Below are 14,214 nucleotides of genomic sequence, written 5' to 3' on the forward strand. Positions count from 1 at the left end.
GGCGCGGGCCGCGGCGGCGCAGGGCCTGGCCGCGGCGCTCGTGGCGCGCTCCGCCGCGGGCACCCGGCCGGCGGTGGACCAGGACCGCACGCGCGTCGAGCGCCCCGGGGCACCGGGGGAGCCGCGGCCCCTGCCGGTCGACGAGGCCGTCCGCCTCGTGGCGCGGGGCAGCGGCGGCGCCTGAGCGCCGTCCCCCGTGGGGCCTCAGCCCCGGCCGGCGGCCAGGTGCGCCTGGCGCAGCACCTCGCTGATCCGCGGCTCGGGGACCGCGTCGTGGTCCTCGGCCCAGCCGCGCACCTGGCGCTGGCCGAACCACGTCACCTCGAGCCTCCGGAAGACCCCGTGCCAGCGGTTCCCGGCCAGGGCCGAGACCGCGAACCCGGCGTCGACCACGAGCCGGCACAGCAGCACGGGGAGGTGGCGCGGCTCCCGCCGGCCCGCGTCCCGCAGGATGGAGCCGGTGGTGGCGCCCTCCCACGGCTGCAGCACGACCGGGGGCAGCGTCTCGCGGTGGCGCCCGACCCGGGAGACGAACTCGGCCAGGGCGTGCACGGAGGTCACCGGGGTGGGCGCGCTGCCGTCGCCGGCCACCGAGCTCAGCGGCGAGGACGCGAAGCGGGCCAGCCGTGCTGTGGTGCGCCGGCCGGAGCCCTGCACCGAGGTCGCGCGCAGCACCGTGATCGTGGGGGTCCCGTCCTCGGCCGCCCAGTCGCGGCGCAGCTTCAGGAGCGCGCTCTCGCCGAGGGCCTTGGAGAAGGAGTAGGGGGAGAACGGCCGGACCGTGGGCGTCTCGTCGAGGACGTCGATGTCGCCCTGGACGGCCGCGGAGCTGACGTGCACGATCCGGCGCACGCTCGTGCGGCGCGCCGCGAGGGCCACGAGCACGGGCAGCAGCGCGTTCGCCCCGACGAGGGACTCCTCGTGGGTCTGGTCCGGGGCCGACAGGCCCGCCGCGTTGACGACCACGTGGGCCCCGGCGAAGGACTCGGCGAGGTAGTCGATGACGGACTCGAGCCGGCCGGCCTGCTGGAGCAGGTGGTGGACCGTGCGCGCCCCGGACGCCAGCCGTGGCGCGGAGACCGGGACCACCGTCTGTCCGTCCGCCTGCAGCCGGGCCACGGTCGCGGAACCCACGAATCCCGTCGCTCCCAGGACTGCCCACGTCGTCGATGTCACGGTGCTTCCTCTCTGCCGGTCGCTGCCGGTCGCCGTCGTCCGGGTCCCGATCCCTGCGCTCATGGTACAGACCGGCCCACCGCCGGGGCGGGGCGACGCGGCCCGGCCGCCCGGGCGCCGCTTGCTAGACTCGGCTCGTTCCGGTGCCCACCCACCGCGCCGCACCGGACCCCGCACCCGTCACCGCAATGGAGGAGCCGCATGCCGTCCGACCCCACGCCCACCCCCACGGTGGCGGTGGCCTGCGTGACCCAGGACCGGCACGAGGACGTCCTCGCGCTCGTCGCCGCGCTGCGCGAGCAGACGGTGCCCGTCGCCTCCCTGTGCCTCGTCGACGCGGGGCGCGAGGCGCTGCCGCGGGACGTGCTGGAGGAGGCGATCGGCGGCCGGTTCGCGCTCGAGCTCGTGCGGTCCCTCGCGAACCTGGGCGGGGCCGGCGGGTTCTCCCTCGCGATCCTGACCGCGCTCGCGACCGGCGCGGACCGGGTGTGGCTCATGGACGACGACGCCCGTCCCGAGGGTCCCGACTGCCTCGAGATCCTGCTGGACGAGGCCGCGCGGCGGGAGCTGTCGGTCGTCTCACCGCTCGTCGTGGCGCCCCAGGACCACGGCGCGCTGGCCTTCTCCTACCGCCTCGAGGGACGGATGACCCACGCCCGGGCGGACCTGGAGCCGCTCGGCTTCCTGCCCGGCTACGCCACCTTCTTCAACGGCGCGCTCATGGCCGAGCACGTCTTCTTCACGGTCGGTCTCCCGGACCTCAAGCTCTTCCTGCGCGGCGACGAGGTCGACTTCCTCGTGCGGCTGCGCCGCTCCGGGCTGCCCTTCGGCACCACCACCCGCACCGCCGTGGCGCACCCGCCGGGCTGGGACGAGGAGCACGTCGTGGTTCCCGGCCGGCTCAAGGTCGTGGTGCCCGGGACCGCGTTCAAGCGCGAGCACTTCTTCCGCAACCGGGGCTGGACCACGTGGCGGTACAAGCGGGTCGTCCAGCTCGGGGCCGACCTCGTCGGCTACCCCCTCTACTACCTGCGCCGGCGCGACGTGCGTGGTCTCGCGTCCTGGGCGAGCCGCTACGCCGGCGGGATGCGCGGCCGCGGCTTCGGCGGGCCGCGGTGACGCCGTGAGCCCGCCCCCCGGTGCCGAGTTCTCCGTGCTCATGCCCGTCTACCGCGCCGACACCGCGGAGCGCGTCCGGCGTGCGGCCGAGTCGGCCACCGTCGAGCAGCAGCGCCGGCCCGCCGAGCTCGTGGTCGTGCGCGACGGCCCCGTCCCCGCGCCGCTGGAGGCCGAGCTGGACCGCCTCGTGCGCGAGCTGCCCGTGCCCGTGGTGCGGGTCGACCTGGAGCGCAACGAGGGACTCACCGCGGCGCTCAACGCCGGCCTCGACCGGTGCCGGCACGACGTGGTGGCCCGCGCCGACGCCGACGACGTCTCCTACCCCCGCCGCTTCGCGGTGCAGCTGCCCGTGATCGAGGACGGCGCCGACCTGGTGGGCTCGTCGATGCACGAGATCGGCGACGACGAGGGGACCCCGATCGCCCTGCGCCGCGCCCCGGTGGGGGAGCGGGACATCCTGTCCGTCTCGCGGCGCCGCAACCCCGTGAGCCATCCGACGGTGGTGTTCCGGCGCTCGGCCGTGCGGGCGGCCGGCGGCTACGTGCACGTGCCCCTGGCCGAGGACTACTGGCTGTGGGTGCGGATGCTGCGCGCGGGCGCCGACGTCCGCAACGTGGCCGAGCCGCTGGTCGGCTACCGCGTCTCCGCGGGCTCCTACGAGCGGCGCGGCGGGTGGCGCGTGCTCCGCGCGGAGCTCGCCCTCCAGGCCCGGTTGCGCGGGATCGGCCACGTCGGGTTCCTACAATGGGGGCGCAACGTGGTGGTGCGCGGCGGCTACCGGTTCGTCCCCACCCGGCTCCGGGAGCTCGCCTACCGAGCCATGGTCGGCGCACCCCGCCGCTGACCGTCCCGCACCGGACCTCCTCCCGCCCGGCCCCCCGGCTCCGGCACCGACCACGAAAGGAACGACGCGATGAGTGGTGAGCCCGAGCGCCCCGCCGGCACGGCGGTGCCCCCCGGGAGCGCCGGCACGGGGTTCCCGCCCCGCGCCGCCCCGCAGGACCGGCCCGTGGCGTGGCTGTGGATCCAGATGCTGCTGGACTCCGTCGCCTGGGTCGTGGCCTTCGTGCTCGCCCTCGTGCTGCGCTACGAGATGGACCTCCAGTTCATCAGCACCCCCGGGCTGCTGCTGGTGTCCCTGGTGGCCGTCGCCGCCCAGCTCGTCGTCGGCTTCTCCTTCGCCCTGTACAAGGGGAGGTACTCCTTCGGCAGCTTCGACGAGGCCAAGCTCCTGGTGGTGGTCACCCTCATCGTCACGGCCGTGGTCCAGGTCCTGCTCCTGGTGGTGGGCACGAGCATCGGCATCCCGCGCTCCACCGCCCTCATCGCGTTCCCCTTCGCGTGCCTGTTCATGGCCGCCTTCCGCTACCTCAAGCGGATGTACCAGGAGGCCTCCGCCCGCCCGGGGGCCTCCGCCCAGCACGTGGTGATCTACGGCGCCGGCTACCTCGGGACCTTCCTCATCCAGCGCATGATGCAGGACCCGCACTCGGAGTTCCTGCCCGTGGCCCTGCTCGACGACGACCCCGCCAAGAAGCACCTGCGGATCTCCTCCGTGCCCGTGCTCGGCACCCTGCACGACATCCGGGACGTCATGGCCCGCACCCGCGCCTCCGTGCTCATCGTGGCGATGTCCAGCCCGGACCCCCGCATCATGCACCGGGTCGCGGACGCCGTGGCCGGCACCGGGATCCGGGTCATGACGATGCCCCCGCTCGGCGAGGTGCTCACCGCCAAGCACCAGGCCTCCGACTTCCGGGACATCAGCATGGAGGACCTCATCGGCCGCCGCCCCGTCGACATCGACGTCGAGGAGATCGCCGGCTACGTCAAGGGCCGCCGCGTCCTGGTCACCGGGGCGGGCGGCTCCATCGGCTCCGAGCTGTGCCGCCAGCTCGTCGGGTTCGATCCCGCGGAGCTGATCATGGTGGACCGCGACGAGTCCGCCCTGCAGGGCACCCAGATCTCCATCACGGGCCGCGGCCTGCTCGACGGCCGCGACACCGTCCTCGCCGACATCCGCGACCCCGAGTCCGTCGGGGCGATCTTCCGCGACCGCCGGCCCCAGGTGGTCTTCCACGCGGCCGCCCTCAAGCACGTGTCCCTGCTCGAGCAGTACCCGGACGAGGCGTGGAAGACGAACGTCATCGGCACCCTCAACGTGCTGCAGGCCGCGGAGGAGGCGGAGGTCGAGGTCTTCGTCAACATCTCGACGGACAAGGCCGCCAACCCCACCACGGCCCTGGGCCACTCCAAGCGCGTCGCGGAGAAGCTCACCGCCTGGATGGCGGACCGCACCGGGAGCCGGTACGTCTCCGTGCGCTTCGGCAACGTCTTCGGCTCCCGGGGCTCGATGCTCCCCCTGTTCACCGAGCAGATCCGCCAGGGGGGTCCCATCACGGTGACGCACGCGGAGGCCACCCGCTACTTCATGACCATTCCCGAGGCCTGCCAACTCGTGATCCAGGCGGGGGCGATCGCCCGCGGCGGCGAGGTGCTGATCCTGGACATGGGCGAGCCCGTGCGGATCATGGACATCGCCGAGCGGCTGCGCGTGATGAGCGGGCGCGAGGACATCGAGATCGAGATCACCGGGCTGCGCCCGGGGGAGAAGCTGCACGAGGACCTCATCGGCCTCGGCGAGAAGGACGAGCGGCCCTTCCACCCCAAGATCTCGCACGCGCGCGCCGACCGCCTCGACCCCGCCCAGCTGGACCGGCACACGTGGAAGGTGCGCGGCGGCATGGTCTACACGGGCACGATCCCCGTCGTGAGACCGTCCACGCAGCCGCCGCCCACGTCGGTCCAGCGTCCGCGCAGCTCCTCGGGACGGGCGTCGTGAGCGCGGCCCCGTTCCCTGCCGTGCTGCTCCCGGCCGGGCTGGACCTCACCGACCCGGGCGCCGCCCCCGACCCCGAGGAGCTGCGCCGGCTCGGGGAGCTCGTGCTCACGGTCGGTGCCCCCGCCCTCGTGCTCAGCCTCCTGCTGCCCCTGGCCGTCAAGCCGCTGCTCGCCCGGTGGGGCGTGCTCGACGTCCCCAACGAGCGCTCCTCCCACCACCGCACCGTGGTGCGGGGCATGGGCCTGGCCGTGGCCGTCGCCGTGCTCCTCGCCTACGGCTCCGCCCTGCTCACCGGCGCGATCGAGGTCGACCGCTCCGTCGCGCTCGTGGTCCTGGCCGTCACCGGGCTGTTCGCCGCCCTCGGCTGGGCCGAGGACTACCGGGGCGTGTCCGTGCGGGTGCGCCTGGCCGCCCAGCTGGGCATCGGCCTGGCCGCCACGGCCGTCCTGGTCACGGTGCTCGGCACCTCCGCGTGGTGGCTGCCCGTGGGGACCCTCGCGATCGCCGCCTACGTGAACATGGCCAACTTCATGGACGGCATCAACGGCATCTCGGGGCTGCACGGCCTGGCCGCCGGGCTGCTCTACGCGTGGGCCGGCGCCTCCAACGACCTGCCGTGGATGGTCGCCGCCGGCTTGGCCGTGGCGGGCGGCTTCGCCGGGTTCCTGCCCTGGAACCTCGGCCGCGGCACCGTGTTCCTCGGCGACGTCGGCTCCTACCTGCTCGGCGGGTCGCTGGCCGGCATCGCGGTCGCGGCCTTCCTCTCGGGCGTCTACGTCGAGTACCTCCTGCCCCCGCTCGCGGTCTACGTGGCCGACACCTCCGTGACCCTGCTCCGCCGCGTCCGCGCGGGGGAGGCCTGGTACCGGCCGCACCGCCAGCACGTCTACCAGCGGCTGACCGACGTGGGCCTGTCCCACACGGGCTCCGCGCTCGTCGTCACGGCCGCGACCGTCCTCGTGAGCGTCGCCTCGGTCGTGGGCCTGCGCACGGGACCCGCCGCCACGGCCCTGGCCGGCGCGTTCGTGCTCGCGGTGCTCGCGCTCTACCTCGTGCTGCCCGCACTGCTCGGGCGCCGGGCGGCCGCCCGCGCCCGGGCGGAGACCCGCCCGTGAGCGCGGCCGCGCTCAGCGTCCTGCTCAGCGTCCTGCTCGGCGTGGGACTCGTCGCCGCGAGCCACCTCGTCACCGTGCTCGTGGCGCGGGCCACCGCGGGCACGGACGGACCGGTCGCCGCCCCGGTGCTCGCCGCGACGTACGTGCTGAAGGTGCTGCTGCTCGGCTGGGTGCTGCTCACCGTGCCGGCGCCGCCCTGGCTCGCGCCGGGCTGGGTCGCGGCCGGCGTGCTGACCGCGCTCGTCGCCTCGCTGGCGCTCGCGGCCCGGGCCGGCGCCCGGGGCGCCCGCGCCGCCCTCGGCCCGGTGCTGGAGGCCCGGCGGCGGGCCGAGGCCGAGCGCCCGGGCGGCCCCGGCGCGACCGGCAGCACCGACGACCGGAAGCAGGACGACAGGAGGCAGGACGACCATGAGCACGGATGACCGCGACGACGCGGCCGGCCCCGACGGGACGCCCCTGCCGGGAGACCCGGACGACGGCCCCCGGGCCCGGCGGAACGGGCCCCCGGAGACGCCCGGACTGCGCACCGCGGGGGAGCTCGTGGAGGGCGGAGGACTCTCCGGAGGTCTCACGACACTCCTCTACGTGGTGATCGGGATGGGGTTCTGGAGTTTGGTAGGGTGGGGTGCGGATCGCGTGCTGGGAACCCGGTGGATCGTGGTCCTGGGAGCGTGCATCGGCGCCGCCTCCGGGATCTACGTCGTGTACCTCCACATGCAGGAGGGGCTCCGTCGCAGCCTGACCTCCGATGGGCCAGATCCACACAACCCGCACCAGTCCGGCCCGGACTCGGCGCCCCGACCGTGACCACCGGCCAGAGCACTGCAGAAAGGACCCGCATTGAACGCCGCCCTCATCAGGCTCCCCGCCACCGGAGGATTCACCGCCCCGACCGTCGAGGAGATGCACCTGCCGCCGTTCTTCGCGCTGGGCACCTTCGAGTTCGGCAAGCAGACGCTGCTGATCCTCCTGTCGGTCGTCCTGATCGCCGGCTTCTTCATGTGGGCCATCCGCCGCAACGCGCTCGTCCCGTCGAAGTCGCAGTACCTCGCGGAGAGCGGCTACGGGTTCGTGCGCAACCACCTCGGCCGGGACATCATCGGTGAGAAGGAGTTCCGCCCCTACGTCCCGCTGCTGTTCACGTTCTTCTTCTTCATCCTGGTGAACAACCTGTTCGGCTCCATCCCGGTGCTGCAGCTGCCGACCCTGTCCCACGCGGGCTCCGCCTACGTCCTGGCCGGCATCGCCTACGTCACCTGGGTCTTCATGGGCATCAAACGCCACGGCCTCGGCGGCTTCATGGGCAAGATGACGATGCCGCCGGACGTTCCGAAGCTGCTCTACATCTTCCTCATCCCGATCGAGTTCCTCTCGAACCTGATCATCCGCCCGGTCACGCACGCCCTGCGTGTGTTCGCCACCATGTTCGCCGGTCACCTCGCCCTGATGGTCGCGGCGTCCATGACGGGCTACCTGCTCTCGCAGGCCAGCGCCATCAGCGTCGTCGCCCTGGGCTCGACCGTGCTCGGCGTGTTCATCTACTTCCTGGAGATCCTGATCCAGGTCCTCCAGGCCTACATCTTCACCCTCCTCTTCGCCGTGTACGTCCAGGGCGCCCTGCAAGAGGGCCACTGACGCCGGTGGAGCAGCCCCGGCCCCGGCCGGACCCCGCAGTCCATCCTCGAAATGTTCAGAGCCGACACGGCTACGACGCCCGGCCCCCGGGCACCTAGAAAGGAAACACCCCTCATGACTGGTTCGCTCAGCGCTATTGGTTACGGTCTGGCTGCCATCGGCGGTGGCATCGGCGTGGGTCTGATCTTCGCCGCGTACATGCAGTCCGTCGCCCGCCAGCCCGAGTCGCAGCGCGTGCTCCAGCCGATGCTGTTCTTCGGCTTCGCCGTGGTCGAGGCCCTCGCGATTCTGGGCTTCGTGCTCGCGTTCATCGCCTGAGTGCCTGACCAAGTACACGTCCTTCTGAGAGAACAGGAATCGCGCACATGACACTGTTGCTGGCAGCCGAGGAAGGGGCGAACCCCCTCTTCCCCAACGTCTGGGAAATGCTGATCACCGGCATCGGGTTCCTGATCCTGCTCTTCCTCGTCGTCAAGTTCGTGGTGCCGGCGTTCGAGCGGGTCTACCGTGAGCGCACCGAGGCCATCGAAGGGGGGCTGGCGAAGGCCAAGGCCGCCCAGGCCGAGGCCGCCGCCGCCCGCGACGAGTACAACCAGCAGCTCGAGAGCGCGCGCCTGGAAGCTCAGAAGATCCGCGAGGAGGCCCGCCTCGAGGGCGAGAAGATCCTCGCGGACTTCAAGGACCGGGCGAACGCCGAGTCGGCGCGCATCACCGAGAACGCCCACCGCACCATCGAGGCGGAGCGCTCGGCGGCCGTGGTCTCCCTGCGCAACGAGGTGGGCGCCCTGGCCACCACGCTCGCGGCGAAGATCGTGGGCGAGTCCCTCGACGACGACGCCCGGTCCAACCGGGTGGTCGACCGCTTCCTCGCCGACCTCGAGCAGGAGCAGGAACGGAATGCAGGTGCGGCGCGGTAATGGCAGACGCAGCGAACGAATTCACTCAGCAGAACGCTCGTGAGGTCGAGCGCTGGGCCGGCTCCGCCAGTCCCGCGCTCGCCCGTGAGCTGTTCGCCGTGCTCGCCATCCTCGACGAGAACGGCGCCCTGCGCCGCGCGCTGGCCGACCCCTCCTACGAGGGGCCGCAGCGCGAGCAGGTCGTGCGCCGGATCTTCGCCGACAAGGTCTCCCCGGACACGGTGGAGATCGTCGCGACCCTCGCCGGCCGGCGCTGGAGCGACGACCGCGAGTTCACCGACGCCCTCGAGCACGCCGGGGTGACCCTCACCGCGGCGTCCGCCGAGAACCGCGGCGGACTCGAGGGCCTCGAGCAGGTCGTCGACCAGCTGATCGCGTTCAAGGGGGTGCTGGACGGCTCGCACGAGCTGCAGCGTGCCCTCAGCGACCAGCGCGCCGACGTCGAGGCCAAGACCAGGCTGGCCCAGCGGCTGACCCCGGGGGCCTCGGACGAGGCCCTGCTGCTCGTGGAGCAGGCCGTGCTCTCGCCGCGCGGCGCCCTGGTCGGCCGTCTCGTGGAGCGCTTCGCGGAGGAGGTGGCGGCCCGCCGCCAGCGGTGGCTCGCGCACGTGACCACGTCGCGGCCGCTGACCGAGGACCAGCAGCGGCGGCTCCAGCAGCAGCTGAACACGCTGTACGGCAAGGACCTCAAGCTCACCGTGGACGTCGACCGGACGCTGATCGGCGGGCTCAAGGTGCAGGTCGGCGAGGAGGTCATCGACGGTTCCGTCGCGGCCCGGCTCGACCAGCTGCGCCAGCGGATCGGGGCCTGATCCCCGGGGTCGGCACGACGCCGCCGCGGGCGGGCGCCGCTGCCGGCCGGACGGCGGCAGCCGGTGGACAAGCGTAGCGTTCCGCCACAGATTTGGACTCACGGTCACCGCTGACGGCAGTGATCACGAACTAGGAGAGCAGGGACAGGACATGTCCGAAGTCACCATCAATGCCGACGACGTCCGTAGCGCGCTGAGCGAATTCGCCGCGTCCTACGAGCCCGGCACCGCAGAACGAACCGAGGTCGGCCGCGTCAGCAGCGCCTCCGACGGCATCGCGCGGGTCGAAGGCCTGCCCTCGGTCATGGCCAACGAGCTGCTGCGCTTCGAGAACGGCGTGCTCGGCCTCGCGCAGAACCTCGACACCCGCGACATCGGCGTCGTGATCCTCGGCGACTTCCGCGGGATCGAGGAGGGCCAGGAGGTCCAGCGCACCGGGGAGGTCCTCTCCGTGCCGGTGGGCGACGCGTTCCTCGGCCGCGTGGTCGACCCGCTGGGCACCCCCATCGACGACCTCGGCCCGATCGAGGCCGAGGGGCGCCGCGCCCTCGAGACGCAGGCTCCCGGCGTGACCATGCGCAAGTCGGTCCACGAGCCCCTGCAGACCGGCATCAAGGCCATCGACGCGATGATCCCGATCGGCCGCGGCCAGCGCCAGCTCCTCATCGGCGACCGCCAGACCGGCAAGACCGCGATCGCCGTGGACGCCATCCTCAACCAGCGCGCCAACTGGGAGACGGGCGACGTCAACCAGCAGGTGCGCTGCATCTACGTCGCGGTCGGCCAGAAGGCGTCCACCATCGCCGGCGTGCGCCAGACGCTCGAGGACAACGGGGCCCTGGAGTACACGACCATCGTCGCGGCTCCCGCCTCCGAGGCCGCGGGCATCAAGTACCTCGCCCCCTACGCCGGCTCGGCCATCGGCCAGCACTGGATGTACGGCGGCAAGCACGTCCTCATCGTCTTCGACGACCTGTCCAAGCAGGCCGAGGCGTACCGCGCGGTCTCGCTGCTGCTGCGCCGCCCGCCGGGACGCGAGGCCTACCCGGGCGACGTGTTCTACCTGCACTCCCGCCTCCTCGAGCGCTGCGCCAAGCTCTCCGACGAGCTGGGCGCGGGCTCGATGACCGGGCTGCCGATGATCGAGACGAAGGCCAACGACGTCTCGGCGTTCATCCCCACCAACGTCATCTCCATCACCGACGGCCAGATCTTCCTGCAGTCGGACCTGTTCAACGCCAACCAGCGCCCGGCCGTGGACGTGGGCATCTCGGTGTCCCGCGTCGGCGGCGCCGCGCAGGTGAAGGCCATGAAGAAGGTCTCCGGCACGCTGAAGCTCGAGCTGGCGTCCTACCGCTCGATGCAGGCCTTCGCGATGTTCGCCTCCGACCTGGACCCCGCGTCCCGGCAGCAGCTGACCCGCGGCGCCCGGCTGATGGAGCTGCTGAAGCAGAAGCAGTACACCCCGTACCCCGTCGAGGACCAGGTCGTGTCGATCTGGGCCGGCACCAACGGCCACCTCGACGAGGTGGAGGTCGCCGACGTGCTCGACTTCGAGCAGGCCCTGCTGGAGCACGTGCGCCGCACCACCAACGTGATGGACTCGATCGTCGGGACCGGCAAGCTCGAGGACGACGCGGTCGCGGCCCTGGAGACCGCCGTCGCCGAGGTCCAGCGGGACTTCCGGGGCACCAAGCACGGGATCGAGCCGGGGCACGAGGAGCACGAAGCCATCGACGCCTCCAAGGTCGACCACGAACGGATCGTCAGGAAGTAACCGGTCGGTCCGGTGCGCCGCAGCTGCGGCGCACCGGGCACGGTGACGAAAGGAAGTCACATGGGAGCGCAGATTCGGGTCTACCGGAACAAGATCGCGTCGACCAAGGGCATGAAGAAGATCTTCAAGGCCATGGAGATGATCGCGACCTCGCGCATCAACAAGTCCCGGCAGGGTCTGCTGGCGGCGCGTCCGTACGCGAACGCGCTGACCCGGGCGGTCTCACAGGTCGCCACCCAGCACAACGTCTCCCATGTCCTCACCACACGGGTCGACGACGTGCGCCGGGCGGCCGTGGTGATCATGACCTCGGACCGCGGGCTGGCCGGGTCCTACTCGTCCAACGTGCTCAAGGAGGCCGAGGGCCTCCTCGAGCTACTGCACGGGGAGGGCAAGGAGACCAAGGTCTACCTGATCGGGCGCAAGGCGCAGGCCTACTTCGACTTCCGCAGCCGCCCGTACGAGCGCAACTGGACGGGCGACACGGACAACGCCCGCCCGGAGCGGGCGCGCGAGCTGCGGGAGGTGCTGGTCGGGGACCTGGAGACCGCGTACGAGGACGGCGGCGTGGACGAGATCCACCTGGTCTACACCTCGTTCCAGTCGATGGTCGTCCAGGAGCCCCGCGTGCTGCGCCTGCTGCCGCTGGAGGTCGTGGACGCCAACGCCCTGACCGACGAGGTCGCCCGGGAGTTCGACGAGCTGGAGGAGCCGGACAGCACCTTCGAGTTCGAGCCGAACCCCGAGGAGTTCCTCGACGCGGTACTGCCGCGCTACATCGACGCCCGCCTGTACGCGAGCCTCACGCACGCCGCCACGAGCGAGCTCGCGGCGCGGCAGAAGGCGATGAAGGCGGCCGGCGACAACGCCGACGAACTGATCAAGAAGTACACGCGCCTGATGAACAACGCCCGCCAGGCCGAGATCACCACCGAGCTCACCGAGATCGTGAGCGGCGCCGAGGCCCTGTGACGGGCCGTCCCGGCGATCCAGCAACTATCCACCACGAACAAGTGAAGTGAGAGATATGACTGCCACCATCAGCGAACAGGCCGGGCAGCCGGTCTCGGGCGGTGCCACGGGCCGCATCGCCCGGGTCATCGGGCCGGTCGTCGACGTCGAGTTCCCCGAGCACGCCGTCCCCGGGATCTACAACGCCCTGACCTCCCAGTACGAGCTCAACGGCGAGAAGCGGACGATCACGTTCGAGACCGCCCAGCACCTGGGCGACAACATGGTCCGTGCGATCGCCCTGCAGCAGACCGACGGCCTGGTGCGCGGCACCGAGGTCAAGGACTCCGGCGGGCCGATCTCCGTGCCCGTGGGCGACGTGGTCAAGGGCCACATCTTCAACGTGCTCGGTGACGCCCTCGACGTCGAGACCTCCTCCCTGGAGATCACGGAGCGCTGGCCGATCCACCGCAAGGCACCGTCCTTCGCGGAGCTCGAGGGCTCCACGGAGATGATGGAGACCGGCATCAAGTCGATCGACCTGCTGACCCCCTACATCAAGGGCGGCAAGATCGGCCTGTTCGGCGGCGCCGGCGTGGGCAAGACCGTGCTCATCCAGGAGATGATCACGCGTGTGGCCCGCAACTTCGGCGGCACCTCGGTCTTCGCCGGCGTGGGCGAGCGCACCCGTGAGGGCAACGACCTCTGGGTCGAGATGGAGGAGGCGAACGTCCTCAAGGACACCGCCCTCGTGTTCGGCCAGATGGACGAGCCGCCGGGAACGCGCCTGCGCGTGGCCCTGACCGGGCTCACGATGGCGGAGTACTTCCGCGACGTGCAGAACCAGGACGTGCTGCTCTTCGTCGACAACATCTTCCGCTTCACCCAGGCCGGCTCGGAGGTGTCGACCCTGCTGGGCCGCATCCCCTCCGCCGTGGGCTACCAGCCGACGCTGGCGGACGAGATGGGCGTGCTCCAGGAGCGCATCACCTCGACCCGCGGCCACTCGATCACCTCGATGCAGGCGATCTACGTGCCCGCCGACGACTACACCGACCCGGCCCCGGCCACGACGTTCGCCCACCTGGACGCGACCACGGAGCTCTCCCGCGACATCGCCTCCCGCGGTCTGTACCCGGCGATCGACCCGCTGACCTCGACCTCGCGCATCCTCGACCCGCAGATCGTGGGCCAGGAGCACTACGACGTCGCGATCCGCGTCCGGTCGATCCTGCAGGAGAACAAGGAGCTGCAGGACATCATCGCGATCCTCGGCGTCGAGGAGCTCTCCGAGGAGCAGAAGGTCGTCGTCTCCCGCGCCCGCCGCATCGAGCAGTTCCTCTCCCAGAACACCTACACCGCCAAGCAGTTCACCGGTGTCGAGGGCTCCACGGTCCCGCTGGCGGAGACCATCGAGGCGTTCGGCAAGATCACCGAGGGCGAGTTCGACCACGTCCCGGAGCAGGCGTTCTACAACGTCGGCGGCCTGGACGACGTCATGCAGCAGTGGGAGCAGATCAAGAAGCGGACCGGTGGCAAGTAGTCGTGGCTGAGATGATCGTCGAAATCGTCTCCCTCGAGCAGTCCGAGTGGACCGGCACGGCACGCATGGTGCGGGTCCGCACGTCCGAGGGCGACATCGGTATCCTGCCCGGCCACGAGGCCGTGGCCGGCATCCTCAAGCCGGGCGACTTCGCGGTGGACCCCGTGGACGGCTCCCGGCTCGAGGGCACGATCGACGCCGGCTTCGTGTTCGTCGACAACGACCGGGTGACGATCGTGGCGGACAACGTGGAGCTGCCCGGCGCCGCCGCCGCCTGATCCCGCCCGTCCGCGCGGGGCACCGCCCCGCGCGCCCAGTCCAGCCGCG

Annotated in this window: 16 protein-coding genes; 15 read left to right on the plus strand and 1 reads right to left on the minus strand. The window is 71.8% G+C overall.

Annotated features, from left to right (window positions below; translation table 11 throughout):
* On the plus strand, positions 1-184 hold a 184-nt coding region (locus ACYVM4_RS08025; protein ID WP_460668186.1), incomplete at its 5' end, for a hypothetical protein.
* A gap of 20 nt (positions 185-204) precedes the next feature.
* Here the strand turns inward: ACYVM4_RS08025 and ACYVM4_RS08030 are convergent.
* On the minus strand, positions 205-1,176 hold the full coding sequence (locus ACYVM4_RS08030; RefSeq protein ID WP_368820187.1) for an NAD-dependent epimerase/dehydratase family protein: 972 nt from the start codon (positions 1,174-1,176) through the stop codon (positions 205-207).
* Between the two features lie 201 nt (positions 1,177-1,377).
* On the opposite strand from ACYVM4_RS08030, the gene ACYVM4_RS08035 reads away from it, so the two are divergent.
* The 14 genes from ACYVM4_RS08035 to ACYVM4_RS08100 all read left to right on the plus strand — a co-directional run bounded on the left by ACYVM4_RS08035 (position 1,378) and on the right by ACYVM4_RS08100 (position 14,165).
* Positions 1,378-2,295 carry a glycosyltransferase gene (locus ACYVM4_RS08035; RefSeq protein ID WP_460668187.1) on the plus strand — a complete coding sequence of 306 codons (918 nt, stop codon included), beginning with the start codon at positions 1,378-1,380 and terminating at the stop codon, positions 2,293-2,295.
* Positions 2,296-2,299: 4 nt separating this feature from the next.
* Complete coding sequence (locus ACYVM4_RS08040; protein WP_460668188.1) at positions 2,300-3,139, plus strand: glycosyltransferase; 840 nt, start codon at positions 2,300-2,302, stop codon at positions 3,137-3,139.
* A gap of 69 nt (positions 3,140-3,208) precedes the next feature.
* Complete coding sequence (locus tag ACYVM4_RS08045) at positions 3,209-5,137, plus strand: polysaccharide biosynthesis protein (RefSeq protein WP_387609008.1); 1,929 nt, start codon at positions 3,209-3,211, stop codon at positions 5,135-5,137.
* Positions 5,134-6,252: an MraY family glycosyltransferase gene (locus ACYVM4_RS08050; RefSeq protein WP_460668189.1), complete on the plus strand. Its 1,119-nt coding sequence runs from the start codon at positions 5,134-5,136 to the stop codon at positions 6,250-6,252. Before ACYVM4_RS08045 ends, ACYVM4_RS08050 begins: the two co-directional genes overlap by 4 nt.
* Entirely contained in the window at positions 6,249-6,674 is a 426-nt protein-coding gene (locus tag ACYVM4_RS08055; RefSeq protein ID WP_460668190.1) for a hypothetical protein, read from the plus strand. The genes ACYVM4_RS08050 and ACYVM4_RS08055 overlap by 4 nt, the downstream gene beginning before the upstream one ends.
* Positions 6,661-7,059 (plus strand): AtpZ/AtpI family protein, encoded by a 399-nt coding sequence (locus tag ACYVM4_RS08060; RefSeq protein WP_368820181.1) that lies wholly within the window; start codon positions 6,661-6,663, stop codon positions 7,057-7,059. Before ACYVM4_RS08055 ends, ACYVM4_RS08060 begins: the two co-directional genes overlap by 14 nt.
* Before the next feature lie 33 nt (positions 7,060-7,092).
* Complete coding sequence (gene atpB, locus ACYVM4_RS08065; protein ID WP_017833262.1) at positions 7,093-7,887, plus strand: F0F1 ATP synthase subunit A; 795 nt, start codon at positions 7,093-7,095, stop codon at positions 7,885-7,887.
* 114 nt (positions 7,888-8,001) lie between these two features.
* Positions 8,002-8,205, plus strand: coding sequence for an ATP synthase F0 subunit C (gene atpE / locus ACYVM4_RS08070; RefSeq protein WP_017833261.1), 204 nt, complete (start codon positions 8,002-8,004; stop codon positions 8,203-8,205).
* A gap of 47 nt (positions 8,206-8,252) precedes the next feature.
* Positions 8,253-8,804, plus strand: a complete 552-nt coding sequence (locus ACYVM4_RS08075; protein ID WP_031282934.1) for a F0F1 ATP synthase subunit B — start codon at positions 8,253-8,255, stop codon at positions 8,802-8,804.
* Entirely contained in the window at positions 8,804-9,616 is an 813-nt protein-coding gene (locus ACYVM4_RS08080; RefSeq protein WP_368820179.1) for a F0F1 ATP synthase subunit delta, read from the plus strand. Before ACYVM4_RS08075 ends, ACYVM4_RS08080 begins: the two co-directional genes overlap by 1 nt.
* Before the next feature lie 151 nt (positions 9,617-9,767).
* Complete coding sequence (atpA, locus tag ACYVM4_RS08085) at positions 9,768-11,393, plus strand: F0F1 ATP synthase subunit alpha (RefSeq protein ID WP_368820178.1); 1,626 nt, start codon at positions 9,768-9,770, stop codon at positions 11,391-11,393.
* A gap of 60 nt (positions 11,394-11,453) precedes the next feature.
* Positions 11,454-12,365 carry a F0F1 ATP synthase subunit gamma gene (locus tag ACYVM4_RS08090; RefSeq protein WP_460668191.1) on the plus strand — a complete coding sequence of 304 codons (912 nt, stop codon included), beginning with the start codon at positions 11,454-11,456 and terminating at the stop codon, positions 12,363-12,365.
* Positions 12,366-12,420: 55 nt separating this feature from the next.
* A complete protein-coding gene (gene atpD / locus ACYVM4_RS08095; protein ID WP_368820176.1) occupies positions 12,421-13,887 on the plus strand; it encodes a F0F1 ATP synthase subunit beta in 1,467 nt (488 codons plus the stop codon).
* A 2-nt stretch (positions 13,888-13,889) separates the two neighbouring features.
* Positions 13,890-14,165, plus strand: a complete 276-nt coding sequence (locus ACYVM4_RS08100; protein WP_368820175.1) for a F0F1 ATP synthase subunit epsilon — start codon at positions 13,890-13,892, stop codon at positions 14,163-14,165.
* The last annotated feature ends 49 nt before the right edge of the window (positions 14,166-14,214 follow it).

Source organism: Kocuria himachalensis (assembly GCF_054784195.1).

Bases quoted from the DNA above. Each gene is read 5' to 3' on its own strand.
- ACYVM4_RS08035 (WP_460668187.1), top strand. From the start codon at position 1,378: ATGCCGTCCGACCCCACGCCCACCCCCACGGTGGCGGTGGCCTGCGTG.
- ACYVM4_RS08045 (WP_387609008.1), top strand. From the start codon at position 3,209: ATGAGTGGTGAGCCCGAGCGCCCCGCCGGCACGGCGGTGCCCCCCGGG.
- ACYVM4_RS08060 (WP_368820181.1), top strand. From the start codon at position 6,661: ATGAGCACGGATGACCGCGACGACGCGGCCGGCCCCGACGGGACGCCC.
- atpE (WP_017833261.1), top strand. From the start codon at position 8,002: ATGACTGGTTCGCTCAGCGCTATTGGTTACGGTCTGGCTGCCATCGGC.
- ACYVM4_RS08075 (WP_031282934.1), top strand. From the start codon at position 8,253: ATGACACTGTTGCTGGCAGCCGAGGAAGGGGCGAACCCCCTCTTCCCC.
- ACYVM4_RS08080 (WP_368820179.1), top strand. From the start codon at position 8,804: ATGGCAGACGCAGCGAACGAATTCACTCAGCAGAACGCTCGTGAGGTC.
- atpA (WP_368820178.1), top strand. From the start codon at position 9,768: ATGTCCGAAGTCACCATCAATGCCGACGACGTCCGTAGCGCGCTGAGC.
- ACYVM4_RS08090 (WP_460668191.1), top strand. From the start codon at position 11,454: ATGGGAGCGCAGATTCGGGTCTACCGGAACAAGATCGCGTCGACCAAG.
- atpD (WP_368820176.1), top strand. From the start codon at position 12,421: ATGACTGCCACCATCAGCGAACAGGCCGGGCAGCCGGTCTCGGGCGGT.